General features: G+C 66.2%; 19 protein-coding genes. 11 read left to right on the top strand and 8 right to left on the bottom strand.

Annotation, left to right across the window (positions count from 1 at the left end):
- Positions 1–13 precede the first annotated feature (13 nt).
- The 9 genes from ACT54L_RS01560 to uxuA all read left to right on the top strand — a co-directional run bounded on the left by ACT54L_RS01560 (position 14) and on the right by uxuA (position 8,158).
- On the top strand, positions 14–1,207 hold the full coding sequence (locus tag ACT54L_RS01560; RefSeq protein ID WP_476083777.1) for an amino acid ABC transporter permease: 1,194 nt from the start codon (positions 14–16) through the stop codon (positions 1,205–1,207).
- Positions 1,204–2,301: an amino acid ABC transporter permease gene (locus ACT54L_RS01565; protein WP_476083778.1), complete on the top strand. Its 1,098-nt coding sequence runs from the start codon at positions 1,204–1,206 to the stop codon at positions 2,299–2,301. The genes ACT54L_RS01560 and ACT54L_RS01565 overlap by 4 nt, the downstream gene beginning before the upstream one ends.
- The gene (locus tag ACT54L_RS01570) at positions 2,291–3,046 is read left to right on the top strand and encodes an amino acid ABC transporter ATP-binding protein (RefSeq protein ID WP_476083779.1); all 756 of its coding nucleotides are present in this window, start codon (positions 2,291–2,293) and stop codon (positions 3,044–3,046) included. The genes ACT54L_RS01565 and ACT54L_RS01570 overlap by 11 nt, the downstream gene beginning before the upstream one ends.
- A gap of 124 nt (positions 3,047–3,170) precedes the next feature.
- Complete coding sequence (locus ACT54L_RS01575) at positions 3,171–4,004, top strand: substrate-binding periplasmic protein (protein WP_476083780.1); 834 nt, start codon at positions 3,171–3,173, stop codon at positions 4,002–4,004.
- 87 nt (positions 4,005–4,091) lie between these two features.
- Positions 4,092–4,757, top strand: a complete 666-nt coding sequence (locus ACT54L_RS01580; RefSeq protein WP_274777005.1) for an amino acid ABC transporter permease — start codon at positions 4,092–4,094, stop codon at positions 4,755–4,757.
- Positions 4,754–5,413, top strand: a complete 660-nt coding sequence (locus ACT54L_RS01585) for an amino acid ABC transporter permease (RefSeq protein WP_476083781.1) — start codon at positions 4,754–4,756, stop codon at positions 5,411–5,413. Before ACT54L_RS01580 ends, ACT54L_RS01585 begins: the two co-directional genes overlap by 4 nt.
- The gene (locus tag ACT54L_RS01590; protein ID WP_476083782.1) at positions 5,410–6,186 is read left to right on the top strand and encodes an amino acid ABC transporter ATP-binding protein; all 777 of its coding nucleotides are present in this window, start codon (positions 5,410–5,412) and stop codon (positions 6,184–6,186) included. The genes ACT54L_RS01585 and ACT54L_RS01590 overlap by 4 nt, the downstream gene beginning before the upstream one ends.
- A gap of 13 nt (positions 6,187–6,199) precedes the next feature.
- On the top strand, positions 6,200–6,925 hold the full coding sequence (locus ACT54L_RS01595) for a GntR family transcriptional regulator (RefSeq protein WP_476083783.1): 726 nt from the start codon (positions 6,200–6,202) through the stop codon (positions 6,923–6,925).
- A gap of 36 nt (positions 6,926–6,961) precedes the next feature.
- Entirely contained in the window at positions 6,962–8,158 is a 1,197-nt protein-coding gene (gene uxuA, locus ACT54L_RS01600; protein WP_476083784.1) for a mannonate dehydratase, read from the top strand.
- Between the two features lie 25 nt (positions 8,159–8,183).
- On the opposite strand, the gene ACT54L_RS01605 is transcribed toward uxuA, so the two are convergent.
- The 5 genes from ACT54L_RS01605 to ACT54L_RS01625 are packed head-to-tail and all read right to left on the bottom strand — an operon-like array spanning position 8,184 to position 12,147.
- Entirely contained in the window at positions 8,184–8,951 is a 768-nt protein-coding gene (locus tag ACT54L_RS01605; protein ID WP_476083785.1) for an ABC transporter permease, read from the bottom strand.
- Positions 8,948–9,712, bottom strand: a complete 765-nt coding sequence (locus ACT54L_RS01610; RefSeq protein ID WP_476083786.1) for an ABC transporter permease — start codon at positions 9,710–9,712, stop codon at positions 8,948–8,950. Before ACT54L_RS01610 ends, ACT54L_RS01605 begins: the two co-directional genes overlap by 4 nt.
- Positions 9,709–10,509: an ABC transporter ATP-binding protein gene (locus ACT54L_RS01615; RefSeq protein WP_476083787.1), complete on the bottom strand. Its 801-nt coding sequence runs from the start codon at positions 10,507–10,509 to the stop codon at positions 9,709–9,711. Before ACT54L_RS01615 ends, ACT54L_RS01610 begins: the two co-directional genes overlap by 4 nt.
- Positions 10,506–11,204, bottom strand: coding sequence for a GntR family transcriptional regulator (locus ACT54L_RS01620; RefSeq protein ID WP_476083788.1), 699 nt, complete (start codon positions 11,202–11,204; stop codon positions 10,506–10,508). Before ACT54L_RS01620 ends, ACT54L_RS01615 begins: the two co-directional genes overlap by 4 nt.
- A 10-nt stretch (positions 11,205–11,214) precedes the next feature.
- On the bottom strand, positions 11,215–12,147 hold the full coding sequence (locus ACT54L_RS01625; protein WP_476083789.1) for an ABC transporter substrate-binding protein: 933 nt from the start codon (positions 12,145–12,147) through the stop codon (positions 11,215–11,217).
- Between the two features lie 95 nt (positions 12,148–12,242).
- Between ACT54L_RS01625 and ACT54L_RS01630 the strand changes: the two genes are divergently transcribed.
- Positions 12,243–13,244 (top strand): fumarylacetoacetate hydrolase family protein, encoded by a 1,002-nt coding sequence (locus ACT54L_RS01630; RefSeq protein WP_476083790.1) that lies wholly within the window; start codon positions 12,243–12,245, stop codon positions 13,242–13,244.
- 45 nt (positions 13,245–13,289) lie between these two features.
- On the opposite strand, the gene ACT54L_RS01635 is transcribed toward ACT54L_RS01630, so the two are convergent.
- The 3 genes from ACT54L_RS01635 to glf form a co-directional block, all read right to left on the bottom strand.
- Positions 13,290–14,063: a cyclase family protein gene (locus ACT54L_RS01635; RefSeq protein ID WP_476083791.1), complete on the bottom strand. Its 774-nt coding sequence runs from the start codon at positions 14,061–14,063 to the stop codon at positions 13,290–13,292.
- A 172-nt stretch (positions 14,064–14,235) separates the two neighbouring features.
- On the bottom strand, positions 14,236–14,508 hold the full coding sequence (locus tag ACT54L_RS01640) for a hypothetical protein (protein WP_476083792.1): 273 nt from the start codon (positions 14,506–14,508) through the stop codon (positions 14,236–14,238).
- Positions 14,509–14,675: 167 nt separating this feature from the next.
- Positions 14,676–15,848 (bottom strand): UDP-galactopyranose mutase, encoded by a 1,173-nt coding sequence (gene glf, locus ACT54L_RS01645; protein WP_476083793.1) that lies wholly within the window; start codon positions 15,846–15,848, stop codon positions 14,676–14,678.
- A 458-nt stretch (positions 15,849–16,306) separates the two neighbouring features.
- Here glf and ACT54L_RS01650 point away from each other — a divergent pair, with 458 nt between their 5' ends.
- Positions 16,307–17,398, top strand: coding sequence for a glycosyltransferase family protein (locus ACT54L_RS01650; RefSeq protein ID WP_476083794.1), 1,092 nt, complete (start codon positions 16,307–16,309; stop codon positions 17,396–17,398).
- Positions 17,399–17,408 lie beyond the last annotated feature (10 nt).

A 17,408-nucleotide genomic window follows, 5' to 3' on the forward strand; every position in this document is an offset into this window, starting at 1 on the left:
CTCGGAGCGCTCCATGTCCGCCCTCGCGCCACACCGGCTGCCGCCGCCAAAGCCCAGCCGCCTGTCGCGGGGGGCCCGGCGGCGGCTGGATCTGCTTGCCCAAGGCGGGGCACTCAGTGCCCTCGCCTTCGCATGCGCACTCCTCGCCTGGCACAGCGCGGTGATCCTGCAGGCCAAGGGGCTGGCCACCGGATTTGACTATCTCACCCACGAGGCGGGCTTCGGCATCGGCCAGTCGGTGATCGGCTTCACGCCTTCCGACAGCTTCCTGCGCGCCTTCATCGTGGCAGTGCTGAACACGCTGCTCATCTGCGCCCTGTCCATCCCCGCGGCCACGCTCATCGGCTTCGCCGCCGGCCTCATGCGGCTTTCCAGCCACTGGCTGCCCCGCCTGCTGGCGCGTATCTATGTGGAAGTCTTCCGCAACACGCCGCAATTGCTGCAGATCATCTTCTGGTATTCCATCGCCCGCAATTTCCCGGGCCCCCGGCAGGCCATGGAGCCGGTGCCCGGCCTGTTCCTGAGCAATCGCGGCGTGCAGATCCCCTGGTTCGACGGGCAGGCACCGGTGGAAGGCCTCGCACTCGCTGCGCTGCTGGCGGTTTTCCTTGGCGGGGTCTGGTCTGGCTTTTCCGCGCGGCGACAGGAGCGCACGGGCCGGCGCGCGCCCGTATTGCTGCCGAGCCTCGCCCTGCTCCTGGCCCTTCCGGCGCTGGTGTGGCTGATGGCCGGGCGGCCTACCCTCCTGTCTCTGCCTGTGCTCCAGGGCTTCAATTTCAAGGGCGGGCTGACGCTCTCGCCGGAATTCATCGCCCTCTTCCTCGGCCTGTCCCTCTATATCGGCGCCTTCATCTGCGAGATCGTGCGCGGCGCCTTGCAGGGGCTGGATGCCGGCCAGGCGGAGGCCGCTCGCAGCCTCGGCCTGAAGACCGGCCTCGTCTATCGCCTCGTCCTCGTTCCCCAAGCGGTGCGCAGCATGCTGCCGCCGCTGGCGGCGCAATATATCAGCCTCATCAAGAACAGTTCGCTGGCGGTGGCCATCGGCTATCCCGACATCGTCAATATCAGCAAGACCACCATCAACCAGACCGGCAAGGTGGTGGAGGCCATCGTCCTCATGTCGCTTGTCTATCTCCTCATCAGCCTCGCCATTGCCGGCATCATGCAGGCCTATGAGCGCACCTTGCAGCGGAAGGTGTCGAGATGAGCATCCCCGCCCCATCCCTCGCCCCCTCCCAGACGCGCCCGGTGCCACATGCCGGCTGGCGCCGGCGCATCTTTGGAGACGGGCCGGTTGGCATCCTGCTGACGCTGCTCGGCGTGCCGGCCCTCGGCTTTGTTGCCTACAAATTGCTGATGTGGGGCGTGGTGGATGCGGTGTGGAGCGCCACCGATCCCGCCGCCTGCCGCGCGGCGGCGGGGGCCTGCTGGGCGGTGGTGGGGGAGAAATACCGCTTCATCCTGTTCGCCAGCTATCCTTATGACGAGCAGTGGCGCAGCCTTGCCACTTGCCTCATCCTGCTGGCGTTGCTTAGCGCCTCCATGCTGCCCGCCTGCTGGCGTCCGCAGCTTGTGTGGGCCTGGATCGCGGGCGGCATCGCGGGCGTGGTCCTGATGGGCGGAGGGGTCATGGGCCTTACGCCGGTCTCGACCCTGAAATGGGGCGGGCTGCCCATCACGCTCCTCCTGTTCACCGGCACCATCCTGTTCGGCATGCCCCTTGCGATCGCCATGGCCCTGGGCCGGCGTTCACGCATTGCGGCGGTGCGCATCGTGAGCGTGGTCTATATCGAGGCGATCCGGGGCGTGCCGCTGGTCAATGTGCTGTTCATGGCCTCGCTTCTCCTGCCCCTGCTGCTGCCGCCGGAATGGAAGATCAACGAGTTGATCCGCGCCCAGATCGCGCTCATCGTCTTCTTCGGCGCCTATGCGGCGGAGGTGGTGCGGGCGGGCCTCGCCTCCTTGCCCCGCTCGCAGCGCGAGGCGGCGCTTTCCCTGGGTGTTCCGGCCTTCACCATCATGGCCCGCATCGAACTGCCCCAGGCGCTGCGCCAGGCCATGCCCGCGCTCACCAATGACTTCATCCGCACCTTCAAGAACACTTCGCTGCTGGCGGTGATCGGCGTGATGGACATCGTCGCCAGCGCCAATGTGGCGGCGCAGGACCCGCAATGGTCGCGCTTTTATGTGGAGATCTACCTGTCCGTCGCCGCACTCTACTTTGTCGTCTGCTTTGGCCTGTCCAAGCTGGGCGAGCGGCTGGAGCAGCGCATGGCCAAGGGGGGCCGCCATGGCCGGTGAAGACCAAGAGGCGCCGGTACTCACGGTCGAAGGCCTCGGCAAGGATTATCGCGGCTTCACCGCCCTGTCCGACATCTCCTTCGCCGTGCGCGAGGGGGAAAGCGTGGTGCTGTGCGGGCGCTCCGGTTCAGGCAAGTCCACGCTGCTGCGCTGCCTCAACGGGCTTGAAACCGCCGATCGCGGGCGCGTGGCGCTGTTCGGCGTGACGCTGACGGAAGAAGCGCGCATCCTGCGCTACATCCGCCGGCGCACGGCCATGGTTTTCCAGGACTTCGCCCTCTTCGCCCATCTCAGCGCCCTTGAGAATGTGGCGTTCGCTTTGGTGCATGCCCATGGGATGAAACGCCCGGCCGCGCTGGAGCGGGCGGCGGAATGCCTTGCCAAGGTGCGCATGGACGGGCATGGCGCCAAGCTGCCGAGCCAATTGTCCGGCGGGCAGAAACAGCGGGTCGCCATCGCCCGGGCCCTCGCCCCCGAGCCGGACATCCTGCTCTTCGACGAGCCCACCTCCGCGCTCGATCCGGAAAGCGTCGGCGAGGTGGTGGAGGTGATGAGCGCGCTGGCCCGCGAGGGGCGGACCATGCTCACCGTCACCCACGAAATGGGCTTTGCGCGGGAGGCGGCGGACCGCGTCCTGTTCCTGGAAGCCGGCCGGCTCATGGAGGACACGCCCTCTGCCGTCTTCTTTGAGGCCCCCACCTCGCCCCAGGCGCGCGCCTTCCTGTCCTCCTTGCTGCATGCCTGACGCGCGCCCCGCAGTGGACGAGGCACCGGCACTCTTGCGCCCTGTCGACTTGTATACTAGCGTACATGAAAAATCAGAACCCAGAGGGGGTGCTCCACCCCCCAGATGGCCCCAGGGAGACCCCATGCTCAGGAATTTCACCCGCACCGCGGCCGCAGCCCTGCTCGGCCTTGGCCTCGCCGCCGGCGCCGTTCAGGCGCAGGAGGTGCCCGCGCCCGGCGTCAGCCCGCGCATCGATGCCATCAAGAAGGCGGGCGAGCTGCGCGTCGGCGTGCTCTCCAATCCGCCGTGGCTCATCGAGAACACCACCGGCTCGGGGGATGCCTGGGCAGGCCCCGCATGGACGCTGGCCAAGGAATATGCCAAGCGCCTCGGCGTGAAGCTCGTCACCGTCAATGTCTCCCACGAGACCAAGGTGCCGGTGCTGGCCGCCAATCAGGTGGACATGACCATCTCGCCGCTCTCGGTCACCAAGCAGCGCCAGCAGGTGGTGGACTTCGTCACCTATTCCAAGACTGCGCTCTGCGTCTTCGGCCGCGCCGACAATCCCAAGGTCGCCAACGCCAAGTCCATCGACGACTTCAACAAGCCGGACATCACGGTGGCCTATTTCACCGGCGGCGGCGAGGAAAACTGGGTGAAGGAGCGCTTCCCCAATGCCAAGCTGCGCGGCGTGTCGAGCTCCGGCACCGCGGCCCCCGTTGAGGAGATCATGGCCCGCCGCGCCGACGTGACCCCCATCAACCGCATTCCGTGGGTGGCGCTCAACAAGAAGGTGAAGGGCCTGACCGCCCTGCCCCAGGCCAACAATTGCCAGGACAGCACCGAGGCCGCCAACGCCATCGGGCTCGCCATCGACAAGAACCAGCCCGCCTTCCTCGCCTGGCTGAACGCTGTCACCGAGCCCATGCTGCCCCAGCTCCAGGCTGAAGAAGAACGCATCGTCACCACCATGTGACGACCGGCGCGCGCCGGGGCCTGACCATCATCAGCGCCCGGCGCGCCCTCCCGCACCCCGGCGCACGGCGCCGCAACGGGCCTTGAAATGGAACTGAATTTTCTTCCCGTGATCGACAGCTGGCGGTTTTTGGCCGAGGGCCTTGCCGTCACCGTGATGCTGTCGCTGTCGGTGGCCGCCTGCAGCATGGTCGGCGGCACGGCGGTGGCGCTCGGGCGGCGCTACGGGCCGTCCTGGCTGCGCACCATCCTCGTCTTCTACATCGATTCCATGCGCGCCATTCCGGTGCTGGTGGTGCTGGTGTGGTTCTACTTCGCCTTTCCCATCGCCACCGGCATCAACCTGCCGCCCTTCTTCTCGGCCATGGTGGCGCTGTCCCTGAACCTGACCGCCTATGTGGCCGAGATCATCCGCGCCGGCATCGAATCCGTGCGGCCCGGCCAGGTGCGCGCGGGCCTCGCGCTCGGCATGTCCGGCGCCCAAATCGTGCGCAAGATCATCCTGCCCCAGGCGGTGGTGCGCATGCTGCCGGCGCTCGGCAACATGCTGACCCTGGCGGTGAAGGACACCGCCATCGCCACCGTGATCGCGGTGCCCGAGCTCATGCGCCGGGCTGATGCGGTGGCGGGGCAGACCTATACGCCCGTGGAGGTCTTCACGACCGCCATGGTCCTCTACTTCATCATCCTTTTCCCGATCACCCGCGGCGTCGACATGCTCTATCGCCGGATCGGCTTCCTGGGGCGGTCATGAATCTGGATTGGTCGATCGTTCCCGCCAGCGCTGGCGCCCTGGCGCAGGGCGCGCTGGTCACCATCGCGCTCACCGTGCTGACCATGCTCATCGCGGTGCCCTGCGGCATCGTGGTGGCCATGCTGCGGGAGTCTCGCTTCAAGGTGGTGGCGCTGCTTGCCACCTGCTTCGTGGAGCTGTTCCGCAACCTGCCCATCATCCTGGTGGTCTATTGGGCCTTCTATGTGATGCCGATGGTGTTCGACATCGCCTTCTCGCCCTTCGTCACCGGCCTCGTGGCGCTGTGCCTCAACAACACCGCCTATAATTCCGAGACGTTCCGCTCCGGCATCAAGTCCATCCGCAAGGGCCAGACGGAAGCGGCCCTCGCCATGGGCATGAGCGAGGGGCAGGCGTTCCGAAAGGTGGTGCTGCCGCAGGCCATGCGCCGCGTGCTGCCGGTGCTCGCCACCACCTGGGTGGCGCTGTTCAAGGACACCTCGCTGGTCTCGGTGATCGCGGTGGGGGATCTCGCCCACACCGCCATGCAGATCCGCTCGCAATCCTTCCGCGTCATCGAGATGCTCACCGCCATGGCCGCCATCTACTGGCTGCTGGGCTATCCCCAGGCCAAGCTCGCGGACTGGATCCACAAGAAGTTCGGGGTCACGGAATGACGCTCGCCGCCGCAAAATCCACCGCCGCCGCGCCCGATACGGTTCTCCAGTATCGCGACGTGCGCAAGCTCTATGGCGATTTCGTCGCGCTCTCCGGTGTCTCCATGGAGGTCAAGCGCCAGCAGGTGGTCTGCCTCATCGGGCCGTCGGGCTCTGGCAAGTCCACGCTCCTGCGCTGCACCAACGCGCTGGAGACCATCGATGGCGGCTCCATCCTGTTCGACGGCGTGCCGTTGCCCACCGACAAGGCCGCCATCCGCAAGGTGCGCCAGCGCATGGGCATGGTGTTCCAGAATTTCGAGCTGTTCCCCCACAAGACGGCCATCGAGAACATCATGATGGGGCCGACCACCGTGCTCGGCCTCGACGAGGGGCAGGCCCGCGCTCGCGCCGAGGTGCTGCTCAAGAAGGTGGGTCTTTCCGACAAGGCCGGCAATTATCCCGCCAACCTCTCCGGCGGCCAACAGCAGCGTGTGGCCATTGCCCGCGCGCTCGCCATGGAGCCGGAGGTGATGCTGTTCGACGAGCCCACCTCCGCGCTTGACCCCGAGACCATCGGCGAGGTGCTCAACGTCATGAAGGCGCTGGCGGACGACGGCATGACCATGGTGGTGGTCACCCATGAGATGACCTTCGCCCGGCGCGTTGCTGACCATGTCGTGGTATTCGAGAAGGGCGCCATCATCGAGCAGGGGCCGCCGAAGCAGATCTTCGAGGCGCCGCTCGCCGCGCGAACCCGCGACTTCCTGAGCCATCTCGGCTGGGACGCCTGAGCAGGAACCCACCATGCCGACCGGCCCCTCCCGCTCCCTGCCCCTCTCGTCGGCGAAGGACATGCCGCGCGTGGCGACGCAGCCCATGAGCGTGGAGGCCATCTATGACGAGATGCGCACCGACATCGTGGTGCTCAGCCTGAAGCCGGGCACGCGGGTCTCCGAGAACGAGCTGGCACGCCGCTTCGGCACCAGCCGGACGCCGGTGCGCGAGGCGCTGCTGCGCCTGGTGGAAGAAGGGCTGGTGGAGGTGTGGCCGCAGCGTGGCACCTTCATCACCCGCATCTCGCTCTCCGCCGTGCGGCGGGCCCGCTTCGTCCGGGAGGCCATGGAGGTGGCGATCCTGCGCCAAGCGGCAGAAAGCGGCCTCTCGCGTGGCACCCTCGCCCGCCTGGACGAGGCCCTCGCCGACCAGGAGGCTGCCCGCGACGACCCTGCCCGCTTCACCCTGGCTGATGATGCCTTCCACCGCGCCTTCGCGGATGGCATCGATGTGGGCAATGTGTGGTCCGTGCTGGAGCGCGAGAAGGTGCAGTTTGACCGGTTGCGCTTCCTCTCGCTGCCCAATGTGACCCCGGTGGACACGCTGATCGCCCAGCACAAGGCCATGCTGGCGGCGGTCAAGGCCGGCGACGTCGCCCAGGCGGAGCGGGCCACCCGCGAACATCTGTCCGAAGTCTTGAAGGTGGCCGACACGCTCGCTGCCACCCATGCCGAACTGATCGTCAACGACATCTGAGCGTCCCCGGCGGGACGCGCCAAAGGAGTTTGCGCCATGGAACAGACCTGGCGGTGGTGGGGACCCAATGACGTCATCCGCCTCGAACATGTGACCCAGGCCGGCGCCACCGGCATCGTCAATGCCCTGCACGAGGTGCCGGCAGGCGAGGTGTGGACGCGCGAGGCCATCGCGGCCCGCAAGGCCTTCATCGCGGCAGACCCCGCCCTCGGCCTGCGCTGGAGCGTGGTGGAAAGCCTGCCGGTGGCCGAGCCCATCAAGATCGGCGAAGGCGACCTGAAGCCCCTGTTCGACAATTACCGCACCTCGTTGCGCAACCTCGCCGCCGAGGGCGTCACCACGGTCTGCTACAACTTCATGCCGGTGCTGGACTGGACGCGCACGGAGCTGCGCCATCCCCTGCCCGGCGGCGCCAATGCGCTGCGCTTTAACTCCGACGAATATGCCGCCTTCGACGTGTTCATGCTGGAGCGCGAGGGCGCCGAGGCGGACCACGCCCCGGAGGTCCTCGCCCGCGCCAAGACCTGGTTCGAGGCCTCGACCCAGGCGGACCGCGACAAGCTGCTCGCCAACATCATGGCCGGCCTGCCCGGTGCCTTCGACCGCTACGATCTGCCGGGCCTGCGCCGCATGCTGGCGCGCTTCAAGGACGTGTCGGCGGAGCGGCTCCGGGAGAATCTCGGCCGCTTCCTCCATGAGGTGATCCCCACCGCCGAAGAGGTGGGCATCCGCATGGGCATCCATCCCGACGATCCGCCCCGCCCCCTGCTCGGCCTGCCGCGTATCGTGTCGTCAGAGGACGATCTTGCGGCGGTGCTCGCCCTCCATCCTTCCCGCAGCAACGGCCTGACCTTGTGCACGGGATCGCTGGGCGCCCGTCCCGGCAATGACCTTGTGCGCATGGCCGAGCGGTTCGCCGACCGCATCCACTTCCTGCATCTGCGCAACGTGGTGAAATATCCCGACGGCTCCTTCATGGAAGCCGATCACCTGGGCGGCGACGTGGACATGGTGGGCGTGGTGCGCGCAGCCCTGCGCGAGCAGAAGCGGCGCAAGGACGCCGGCCTTGCCGACTGGCGCATCCCCTTCCGCCCTGACCATGGACATGAATTGCTGGACGACGTAGGCAAGCCCACCCATCCCGGCTATCCGGCCATCGGCCGCCTGCGGGGCCTTGCCGAGATGCGCGGCGTCATGATCGCCATCGCCCAGAGCGAAGGCCTGCCCCTGTAGTGCGCGCGCCCTGGCGCCCGCCCGCTCAACGGGTCGGGCGCCAGGCGAGAAGACGACGCTCCACCTCGCCGATGAGGGTCGCGGCCACATAGCCGAGGGCCCCGAGCAGGATGACGCCGGCAAACAGGTCCGGGGCGCGGAACATGCGGGCGGACACGAGCACCCATTGGCCGAGCCCGTCGAGCCCCGCCACCATCTCGCACACCACCGACAGGATGAGCGCCACGGTGAGGCTCACCCGCATGCCCGCCAATATGTCCGGCAAGGCGGAGGGGAGCGAAATGCTGGTGATGGTCTTCAGGCGCGACAGGTTGAGCGCCTGCGCCACCTCCAGGAGACGTGGCTCGACGCCCCCATAGCCGTGAATGGTGGCCAACAGCATGGGCCAGAGCGTGCCGAAGGCGATGACGAAGATGGCCATGCTCTCGGACAGGCCATAAAGCGCGATGGCCACCGGAATGATGGCCGAGACCGGCAAGGGCCGCAGAAATTCCAGCCCCGGCGCCACATAGAGGCGCGCGCGCCGCGACGTGCCGATGAGCGAGCCCAACACCACCGCCGCGATGGACGCCGCGAACCAGCCAAACGTCATGTGCCGGATCGTACCGATGAGCTTGTCGCCGAGGCCCCGATTGGCGAACCCGTTCACCAGCGCCGCCCAGGCCTTGTCGGGACCGGGCAGGAAGATGGGCGAGACCAGTTGGGCGTTGGCGACCATCTGCCAGACCACGATCAGCCCGGCCGCAACCGCGAAGCTGGCGAGGCGCCAGAGGATCTTGGAGGTGGCGGTCATTGCATCGCCTCCGACAGAGCAGCGCGGCCGAACAGATGGCGCTGGGCGAACAGGAGCACGGCGTTCCAGCCATAGCCGACGATGCCGATCCACACGAGATAGCCCAGCATCAGGTCCGGCCGCAGCGCCTGCTGGGCGGTCATGATGCCGTAGCCGAGCCCCTGCGGATTGAGCGTGATCTCCACCGTCACCGCCACGATGAGCGCTGATCCGGCGGCGAGGCGAAAGGCCACGAAGATGTTGGGCAAGGCGGCCGGCAGGATGATCTTGGTGACAGTGGCAAGGCGCGAGAGCCGGAGCACGCGGGCCACCTCCAGGAGGCGCGGCTCCACCCCCTGCACCGCCGCGCGGGTGAAGATGAGCGTGGTGAACAGGCAGGTCTTGGCGACGATGGACATCTCCATCGCATAGCCGAAGCCGAAGATCATGAGTGCGATTGGCAGCAGGGCCACGGAGGGGATGGGGCGCACGGATTCGATGGTCACTTCCAGCAGCCGGTCCAGCCAGCCCATGAGGCCGAGCCCGATGCCAAGGATGAGCCCGATGGCCCCGCCGATGAGGAGGCCACTCACCGCCCCCACAAGGGTCTGGCCGGTGGCGGCGAGAATGGAGCCATCCGCCAGCCCCCGCGCAAGCGCCACCAGGACGGCGGAAGGCGGGGCGAGCGAATCCGAGGCGATGGGAAAGAGGCGCAGCCACACCTCCATGCCCAGCACGCAGGCGGCCGGCAGGAGCAGCCCCTTGAGGCGATCGCTCCTCATGCGCGGTGGCCCTCGGAGGTCTCGATGAAGTCGAACAGCACCCGCCGCAAGCGCAGGAATTCCGGGTCCTCGCGCGTCGCCAACTGGTTGCGCGGGCGCGGCAGCAGGATGGGAATGTCGATGCCCACCCGCCCCGGATGGGGCAGCAGCCCCACCACCCGGTCGCCCAGATAGATCGCCTCTTCCAGATCGTGGGTGACGAAGACGATGGTCGCTCCGGTCTCCGCGTGCAGCGCCAGCACCTCGTCCTGGAGCGACTGGCGCGTCATGGCATCGAGGGCGCCGAAGGGCTCGTCCATGAGCAAAGCTTGCGGCTCCTGGGCGAGGCACCGGGCAATCTGAAGACGCTGCTGCATGCCGCCAGACATCTGGGTGGGATATTTGTCCGCATGGCCGGAGAGGCCGACCTTGCCGAGGCAGGCCTCGATGCGCCGAGGACGCTCCCCGGCCGGCACCTTGGCCGCTTCCAGCGCCAGCGAGATGTTGCCGGTGGCGGTGCGCCAGGGCAGGAGCGCGCGGCCATAGTCCTGGAACACGATGGCCACGTCCTGCCGGGGCGCCGTCATGGGGGCGTTGTCGAACAGCACGGATCCGCGGGACGGCTTGAACAGGCCGCCGGCGAGGCGCAGCAAGGTGGTCTTCCCGCATCCGGATGCGCCCACGATGCACAGTATCTCGCCCTTGCGGACGTCGATGGCGATGTCGTTGAGGATCAGCTTCCCGCCGAGCGAGAGATCCACATTCTGGAAGCGATAGAGCGCAGAGGGGGCGGACGGGGCCGCGCCGGCAAGGGTCATGTCTTGTCCGCCTCGGGATAGATGTATCTCAGGGTCGACCGGATGTGAGCGGCCAGCGCCGTGCGGGCCGGCTCGAAATCGCGCTCCAGCACCAGCCGGGCGAGGGTCTCATGGGAATTGGCGAAGCGCACCGGATCGGAGAAGCGGCGCATCATCACGCGCCGGTAGCGATAGGCCTGGTCATAGAGGTTGGAGATGGACTGGGTGAGCCGCGGCGAGCCGGAGGCGCTGACCAGGGTGGAATGAAACGTCTTGTGGTGGGCGTCAAACTCCTCCGCCCCCTCGCCAAAGGCCGTTCCGTGGCGCTCCACATAACGCTTGAGGCGATAAAGGCTCGCCACGATGTCCGCCTCCCAGCCATCCCCGCCCCGCTCGATGGACAGCCGCAGCGCCTCGGTCTCCAGCGTCACCCGCACATGGGTGATATCAGCCAGATCGGTGCGCTCGAGCGGCGCGACGCGGAAGCCGCGCTGCCCGATGGCCAGGATGAGGCCGCTGGAGGTGAGCCGGGAGAGCGCCTCGCGCATGGGGGTCGCCCCGATGCCATAGCGTTTCACCAGGTCCACCACCCCGAGACGACTGCCCGGCACCAGTGCGCCGGACAGGATGTCCCGCTCCAGCGCGACGATGGCGCGCGCCGTGAGCGTCTCCTCACCCTGGAGAGGTGCGGGAGGGGGGACGGGAGCAGGCCTCATGCGGTCTCTCTCAGGGGAAGACGAGGGTCTTCACGTTGGGTGTGCCCTGGAGCAGGTGCTGCTGCTTCATGACATCGATCCACCACAGCAGATCCTCGGGTTTCAGGTTGGGGTCGGCGAGATTGCGCGTCACCGAGCGCACCAGGTCCGGCTGCTGGCCGGTGAACTTGGCCACCGCCGCCACGGCCTTGTCCTCGTCATTATTGGCGATCACCGCGCCCTCGGCGATGGCGGCGCGGAAGGCGGCCACGGCCTCTTTGTTCTGCTCGGCCCAGGTCCGCGCGGCGGCGTAGAAGATGACCGGGTCCTTGCGGTCCAGTTCCGCCGCATAACGGAAGGCCACCGTGCCGACCCCGGCATTGGTCATGCGCGTGACCGTCGGCTCTGAGCTGACCACCGCATCCACCGCCTGCGAGCGCATCACGTCGGGCATGGTGGGGAAGGTGACCTCGACGAAATTGACCTTGTTGGGGTCCACGCCCTTGTCCATCAGCCACTTGACGAAGAGCACGTGGAGATAGGCGCCAAGCCCCGGCGCGCCCACCTTCTTGCCCACGAAATCCTGCGGCTTGGTGATGGTGAGCCCGTTGCGCACGAACACCGCCACATTGGGATTCGTGCGCGGCGACATGACGGAGGCGCCGGCCAGAGCCACCAGGGGCAGCCCGCCATCCACCGCCTGCAGGAACACAGTGGAGGTGGGCCCGCCCACCTGGATGGAATTGGACAGGATGGCGGCGGGGATGTTGGAGTTGATGCCGATGCGCACCATCTCCGCCTCGATGCCGTGCTTGCGGAAGATGCCCTCGTCGGTGGCCACCATGGCGGAGATGCAGTCCGAGGTCGCCGTGCAGCCGATCTTGATCTTGTGCTGGGCGCTCGCCGCGCCTGCGGTCAGCACCATGGCCAATGACGCCGCGATCACGCCAAATGCGCGCTTCATGCCTCACTCCCTATCCCGCCAATGCCCGACGGATGTCTTGACTTGGCGTTTTTATCGATATTTTGTTGTTCTATATTTTGGGGAAGGAAGCAAGCATGAAACTCGCCACCGCGGTCCACCAGGGCCTGGAGAAAGTGGCCGTCGTCCATGACGGCGATACGCGCCTGTTCGATCTGGCGGCGGCGGCGGCGCGGGGCGGCAGCCCGACGCAGGCCTTTGCCTCCATGCTCGATCTGATCGACGGTGGCGAACGCGCCCTCGACCTCGCCCGCGCGGTGTTCGACACGCATGCGGGAGAGGAGGACCTCTCCTTCGCCCTCACCGACGCCCGCCTCCTGGCGCCGCTGCCGATGCCGCGCCAGATGCGCGACGGCATGTCCTTCCCCCAGCACATCCTCCAGTCGCCCCGGGGCAGCGCCGCCATGCAGGCGCGCCTCCAGGGGAACCTAGCGGAGGCGGAGCGGATCGCCTCTGAGCCTGTGGGAGAGCTGCCCGAGGTCTATCGCAAGGTGCCCATCTACTACATCACCAACCGCTTCGCAGTGGGCGCGCCGGGCTCGACCGTGCTGTGGCCGCGCTACAGCCGGGTGATGGACTATGAGCTGGAGCTGGCCTGCATCACCTCGCGCAAGGGCTGCGACATTCCCGCCTCCCGCGCCCGCGAGCACATTTTCGGCTTCACCATCTTCAACGACTTCTCCGCCCGCGACATCCAGCGCGTGGAGATGGCCGGCCGCCTCGGCCCGGCCAAGGGCAAGAGCTTCAACGGCTCCAACGTCTTCGGACCCTGGATCGTCACCACCGACGAGATCGGCGATCCCTATAGCCTGCGCATGCAGGCGCGGATCAATGGCGAGACCGTGTGCGACAACGTCTCGCGCGGCATGCTGTTCTCGTTCGAGGAGATCATCGCCCACATGACCCAGGACGAGACCATCATGGCCGGCGAGTTCATCGGCTCGGGCACGGTGGGTTTCGGCTGCGGGCTAGAGAATGGCCATCTGCTGAAGGACGGCGACCGGATCGAGCTGGAGATCGAGAAGATCGGGATCCTCGCCAATTCCGTGAAAGTCCAGGAGGCCCGCGCAGCCGCCTGAGGGGCAGCGGGCGTGGCGGCGCGGACGCCGCCACGCTTTGCGGTGTCAGTCGATGATGGCGACGGCGCGGGTCCAGCCGGCGGAGGCCCGCTCGATCTTCACCGGGAAGCAGGAGACGGTGAAGCCCGTGGACGGAAGCTGTTCCAGGTGGTGGAGCTTCTCGATATGGCAATAGCCCAGATGGCGCCCGGCCTTGTGCCCCTCCCAGATCAGCGAGGCATCGCCCGTTTCCTTGTATTTGCGGGCGGTGTGGACGAAGGGGGCATCCCAGCTCCAGCCGTCGGTGCCGGTGACGCGGACGCCGCGCTCCAACAGGTACATGGTGGCCTCGTAGCCCATGCCGCAGCCGGAGGCCACATAGTCCGCCTGCCCGAACTTGGCGCCGGCGGACGTGTTCACAAGGACGATGTTGAGAGGCTGCAGCTCATGGCCGATGCGCTTCAATTCCGCCTCTACGTCGGCGGCGGTGACCACATAGCCGTCCGGCAAATGGCGGAAGTCCAGCTTCACGCCGGGCTGGAGGCACCAGTCGAGGGGGATTTCGTCAATGGTGGCAGAGCGCTCGCCCCGGTTCATGGTCGGGTGATAGTGCCACGGCGCGTCCAGATGGGTGCCGTTATGGGTCGATAGCGTCACCCGTTCCACCGCCCAACCCTGCCCGTCCGGCAAGTCCTCGGCCTTCAGGCCGGGGAAGAACGACAGCATGCGCGCAAGATTGGCCTGATGATCCAAATATTCGATCACAGGATGACCACCCGGCGGATCTGCCGGAACGTCATTTTGCAATGGAATTGATATATCAATTAATCGTCGAGCCACCCTTTCCTCCCACTTTTATTCTGATCGACGCGCAATTTATCGATGACGACGCGAATCTTCAACGGATTTTTGTGAGTTTCCAGCGAAGAACAGACACCGCCCGGTGCCGGCGCGCGCTGCGATGATCCCGCCGCCGCCGCGACACCACGCCCGGTGACAGGACACCTGTCGCTCAGGTGCCGCCGTCGCGGACCGGTGGCCGCATGAGCCCAGCCACCAGCGCCCAGGTGGCAAAGTCGCTCCAGGCGCGCGCCCGCATCTCATCCGTCTGCGCAGTGTCCAGAAGACTGAGGAGCAGCGCCCCCGGCGCCACGTGAGGATGCTCCCTATGGTCGCGAATGAAACGACCCGCCTCGCCCAGGGAGGAAATGGGGTGGGCGCTGCCATCGAGATAGAGCAGAAGGGGGGAAGAAATGAGGCTGGCCGACCGCGATCCCGGGCTCATGTCCTGCCTGCCGCCTAAGCTTTGCACCCGCCCGCGGTGGGTGCGCACCTCAACATCGAGGACCCTAGGCAGAGCTTCGCGGCACCGCTTTAACTTATGTTAGTCGAGGGCCATTTCCACAGCCCTGGCAGGGCCGTCCCCCTCCGCTCAGCCCACTGCTAAGGCGGTCAAATGGGGGCCACCCCGTGCCGCGGGACATCGGCCACGCCACCATTGGGCTTACGCGGCCGCCCCTCCGCCACCGGGACCGTGGCCTGAATCTTCCGGTAGGTGGCGAGCGCCTGGCCGACCACCTGATCCATGTTGTAGTAGCGGTAGGTGGCCAGCCGGCCGACGAACCAGACGTCCGGCGTCTTGCGCGCGAGATCCTCATACAGGCGATAGCGCGCCTGGTTCTCCGGCCGAGGCACCGGATAATAGGGATCGCCGACGGCGGATGGATATTCATAGGTGAGCGCAGTGCGGCTGTGCTCCTGGCCCGTCAGATGCTTGTATTCGGTGACACGGGTATAGTCCTGGGTTTGCGGAAAGTTCACCACGGCCACGGGTTGATGCCATTCCGTGTCGAGGGTGACGTGGTCGAACCGCAGGGAGCGATACGGCAGGTCGCCGAACCTGAAACCAAAATATTCGTCGATCTGACCGGTATAGATGATGCGGCGATGGGCGATATGATCGGCGATGTCCTGATAATCGCATTGCAGCATGAGGGTGATGTTGGGATGGCTCAACATCCGCTCGAACATGCGGGTATAGCCGAGCTTCGGCATGGCCTGGAACGCATCGGTGAAGTAACGATCGTCCGTATCGAGCCGGGTGGGAACCCGCGCCGTGACGGACTTGTCCAGTTCGGAGGGGTCCACACCCCACTGCTTGCGCGTATAGCCCTGGAACATCTTGGCGTAGAGCTCTCGGCCCACCTTGCTGACCACCACATCTTCGGCCGTCTGGATGTCCGCCCGCGGCTCGGCCCTGGCGGCGAGCCACTCGTCCATCTGCGCATCGCAGGTCAGGTCGCATCCGTACAACATGTTGACGGTGGTGCGGTTGATGGGGATCGGCACGCGCTTTCCATCGACCTCGGCCAGCACCCGATGCGCGTATTCCCGCCATTGCGTGAATTTTGACAGATAGCCGAAGATGTCGGAACTGTTGGTGTGAAAGATGTGCGGTCCGTATTTATGAATCAGCACACCGAAATCATTGTATAAATCGTAGGCATTCCCGCCGATATGCGGCCGACGGTCGATCACGAGGACCTTTTCCCCGCGCTCGCTTGCCAGGCGTTCGGCCAGGACGCTCCCGGCAAACCCGGCACCCACGATCAACCAATCAAACATGAAGGCTCTCCGAAATCGGCAAAGCTCACAGCCACGCATCGGCAGCCGAAAAGCACCATTAAACCCAGCGAGACTTTCACGCGTCGAAAACGCCACGGGTCCGATCAATAAATTACTTCAGTTACGCTTTGTTCCGCGCGTAATGACTTTTAATTTTCCGTCAAATTTAACATTTGTTATTTTTCAATACGAAACATCAAACAATAATGAAGGCAATCTCGGTCCATCGACCCCGCGCCCAGCCCCGGCGAGCCGAAGTTCCACGCTTCGTCGCGGGGATGTCCCAGGCGCACTCTCCGGGCCAGCCCACCCGCGCGATGCAGAGGATAGCCATGCCGCCCGCCCGTTCGTCGCACCGCCCCGATCTGATCTGCTTTTCACATCTGAGATGGGACTTCGTCTATCAACGGCCGCAGCATCTTCTGACGCGCGCGGCGCAGTCCTATACTGTGATGTTCATGGAAGAACCGGTCTTCCAGCAGGACTGCATCGCCCGGTTGGAGCAGCATGTGCGCGGGCCCGTGACGGTTCTGCTACCGGTGCTCGACACACGGTGCGCCGCAGCCCCGGCACAGGAACTGGCCGCGCTGCTCCGGGCCTTTCTGGCCAAGCGGAATGCCCGCGGCCGCGCGCTCTGGTTCTACACCCCGCAAGCGATGGATTTTGCGCGAAACATCCCCGCCGATCTCGTGGTCTACGACAATATGGATGAGCTATCCGCCTTCCTCGGAGCGCCGCCGGAGCTTCTTGAACTGGAAGATGAACTCTTTGTGCGCGCAGATCTGATCTTTACCGGAGGCGTCAGCCTCTATGAGGCCAAGCGCCGGCGCCACGGTCGTGTGCACGCCTTTCCCTCCAGCGTGGACGCCGCCCATTTCGCCAGGGCGCGCCAAGCACGGACCGAGCCCGACGACCAGCGCCTTATCCCTTCGCCCCGCATCGGCTTTTTCGGTGTCATCGACGAGCGCATGGATCTGAGACTGGTGGAGGAGCTTGCGGACGCGCGCCCCCATTGGCATTTCGTCATGATTGGCCCGGTGGTGAAGATTGATCCCGCCGCCCTGCCGCGCCGTGCGAATTTGCATTGGCTCGGAGGCAAGTCCTATGACGCCCTGCCCGACTATCTCGCAGGATGGCACTGCGGCTTCATGCCTTTCGCGCTGAACGAGGCCACCCGCTTCATCAGCCCCACCAAAACCCCGGAATTCCTCGCGGCGGGCCTGCGGGTGGCTTCAACGCCCATCGCCGATGTGGTGCGCCCCTATGGCGAGAAGAAGCTCGTGCGCATTGCATCCGATGTGCAGGACATGTCGGCGGCCCTTGAGGACCTGCTGAATGCCCGGAAGCTGGAAGACGGCACGAGCAGCTGGGCGGAGGCGGTGGATGCCCACCTTGCGGGCATGTCGTGGGACCGCACATGGGCCGCCATGCGAAACCTCATGGCGGACACAACGGCTCCGGCGGACCGGCGGCGCCATTCCTCTCCCCTGCCTGCCGGCCGCGGGATGGCCGAGACCGCTCACATCCCCTCGGCAGCCGGCCGTCCGTGACGCCTCTCAT

The sequence above is a fragment of the Aquabacter sp. DMC10 genome, assembly GCF_056314145.1.

What these genes read in the sequence shown, in the direction of transcription:
- ACT54L_RS01650 (WP_476083794.1), top strand. Translation starts at nt 16,307, where the DNA reads ATGGAAGAACCGGTCTTCCAGCAGGACTGCATCGCCCGGTTGGAGCAG.
- ACT54L_RS01580 (WP_274777005.1), top strand. Translation starts at nt 4,092, where the DNA reads ATGGAACTGAATTTTCTTCCCGTGATCGACAGCTGGCGGTTTTTGGCC.
- ACT54L_RS01610 (WP_476083786.1), bottom strand. Translation starts at nt 9,712, where the DNA reads ATGAGGAGCGATCGCCTCAAGGGGCTGCTCCTGCCGGCCGCCTGCGTG.
- ACT54L_RS01625 (WP_476083789.1), bottom strand. Translation starts at nt 12,147, where the DNA reads ATGAAGCGCGCATTTGGCGTGATCGCGGCGTCATTGGCCATGGTGCTG.
- ACT54L_RS01575 (WP_476083780.1), top strand. Translation starts at nt 3,171, where the DNA reads ATGCTCAGGAATTTCACCCGCACCGCGGCCGCAGCCCTGCTCGGCCTT.
- ACT54L_RS01630 (WP_476083790.1), top strand. Translation starts at nt 12,243, where the DNA reads ATGAAACTCGCCACCGCGGTCCACCAGGGCCTGGAGAAAGTGGCCGTC.
- ACT54L_RS01595 (WP_476083783.1), top strand. Translation starts at nt 6,200, where the DNA reads ATGCCGACCGGCCCCTCCCGCTCCCTGCCCCTCTCGTCGGCGAAGGAC.
- ACT54L_RS01640 (WP_476083792.1), bottom strand. Translation starts at nt 14,508, where the DNA reads ATGAGCCCGGGATCGCGGTCGGCCAGCCTCATTTCTTCCCCCCTTCTG.
- ACT54L_RS01605 (WP_476083785.1), bottom strand. Translation starts at nt 8,951, where the DNA reads ATGACCGCCACCTCCAAGATCCTCTGGCGCCTCGCCAGCTTCGCGGTT.
- uxuA (WP_476083784.1), top strand. Translation starts at nt 6,962, where the DNA reads ATGGAACAGACCTGGCGGTGGTGGGGACCCAATGACGTCATCCGCCTC.
- ACT54L_RS01585 (WP_476083781.1), top strand. Translation starts at nt 4,754, where the DNA reads ATGAATCTGGATTGGTCGATCGTTCCCGCCAGCGCTGGCGCCCTGGCG.
- ACT54L_RS01620 (WP_476083788.1), bottom strand. Translation starts at nt 11,204, where the DNA reads ATGAGGCCTGCTCCCGTCCCCCCTCCCGCACCTCTCCAGGGTGAGGAG.
- ACT54L_RS01570 (WP_476083779.1), top strand. Translation starts at nt 2,291, where the DNA reads ATGGCCGGTGAAGACCAAGAGGCGCCGGTACTCACGGTCGAAGGCCTC.
- ACT54L_RS01560 (WP_476083777.1), top strand. Translation starts at nt 14, where the DNA reads ATGTCCGCCCTCGCGCCACACCGGCTGCCGCCGCCAAAGCCCAGCCGC.
- glf (WP_476083793.1), bottom strand. Translation starts at nt 15,848, where the DNA reads ATGTTTGATTGGTTGATCGTGGGTGCCGGGTTTGCCGGGAGCGTCCTG.
- ACT54L_RS01590 (WP_476083782.1), top strand. Translation starts at nt 5,410, where the DNA reads ATGACGCTCGCCGCCGCAAAATCCACCGCCGCCGCGCCCGATACGGTT.
- ACT54L_RS01565 (WP_476083778.1), top strand. Translation starts at nt 1,204, where the DNA reads ATGAGCATCCCCGCCCCATCCCTCGCCCCCTCCCAGACGCGCCCGGTG.
- ACT54L_RS01615 (WP_476083787.1), bottom strand. Translation starts at nt 10,509, where the DNA reads ATGACCCTTGCCGGCGCGGCCCCGTCCGCCCCCTCTGCGCTCTATCGC.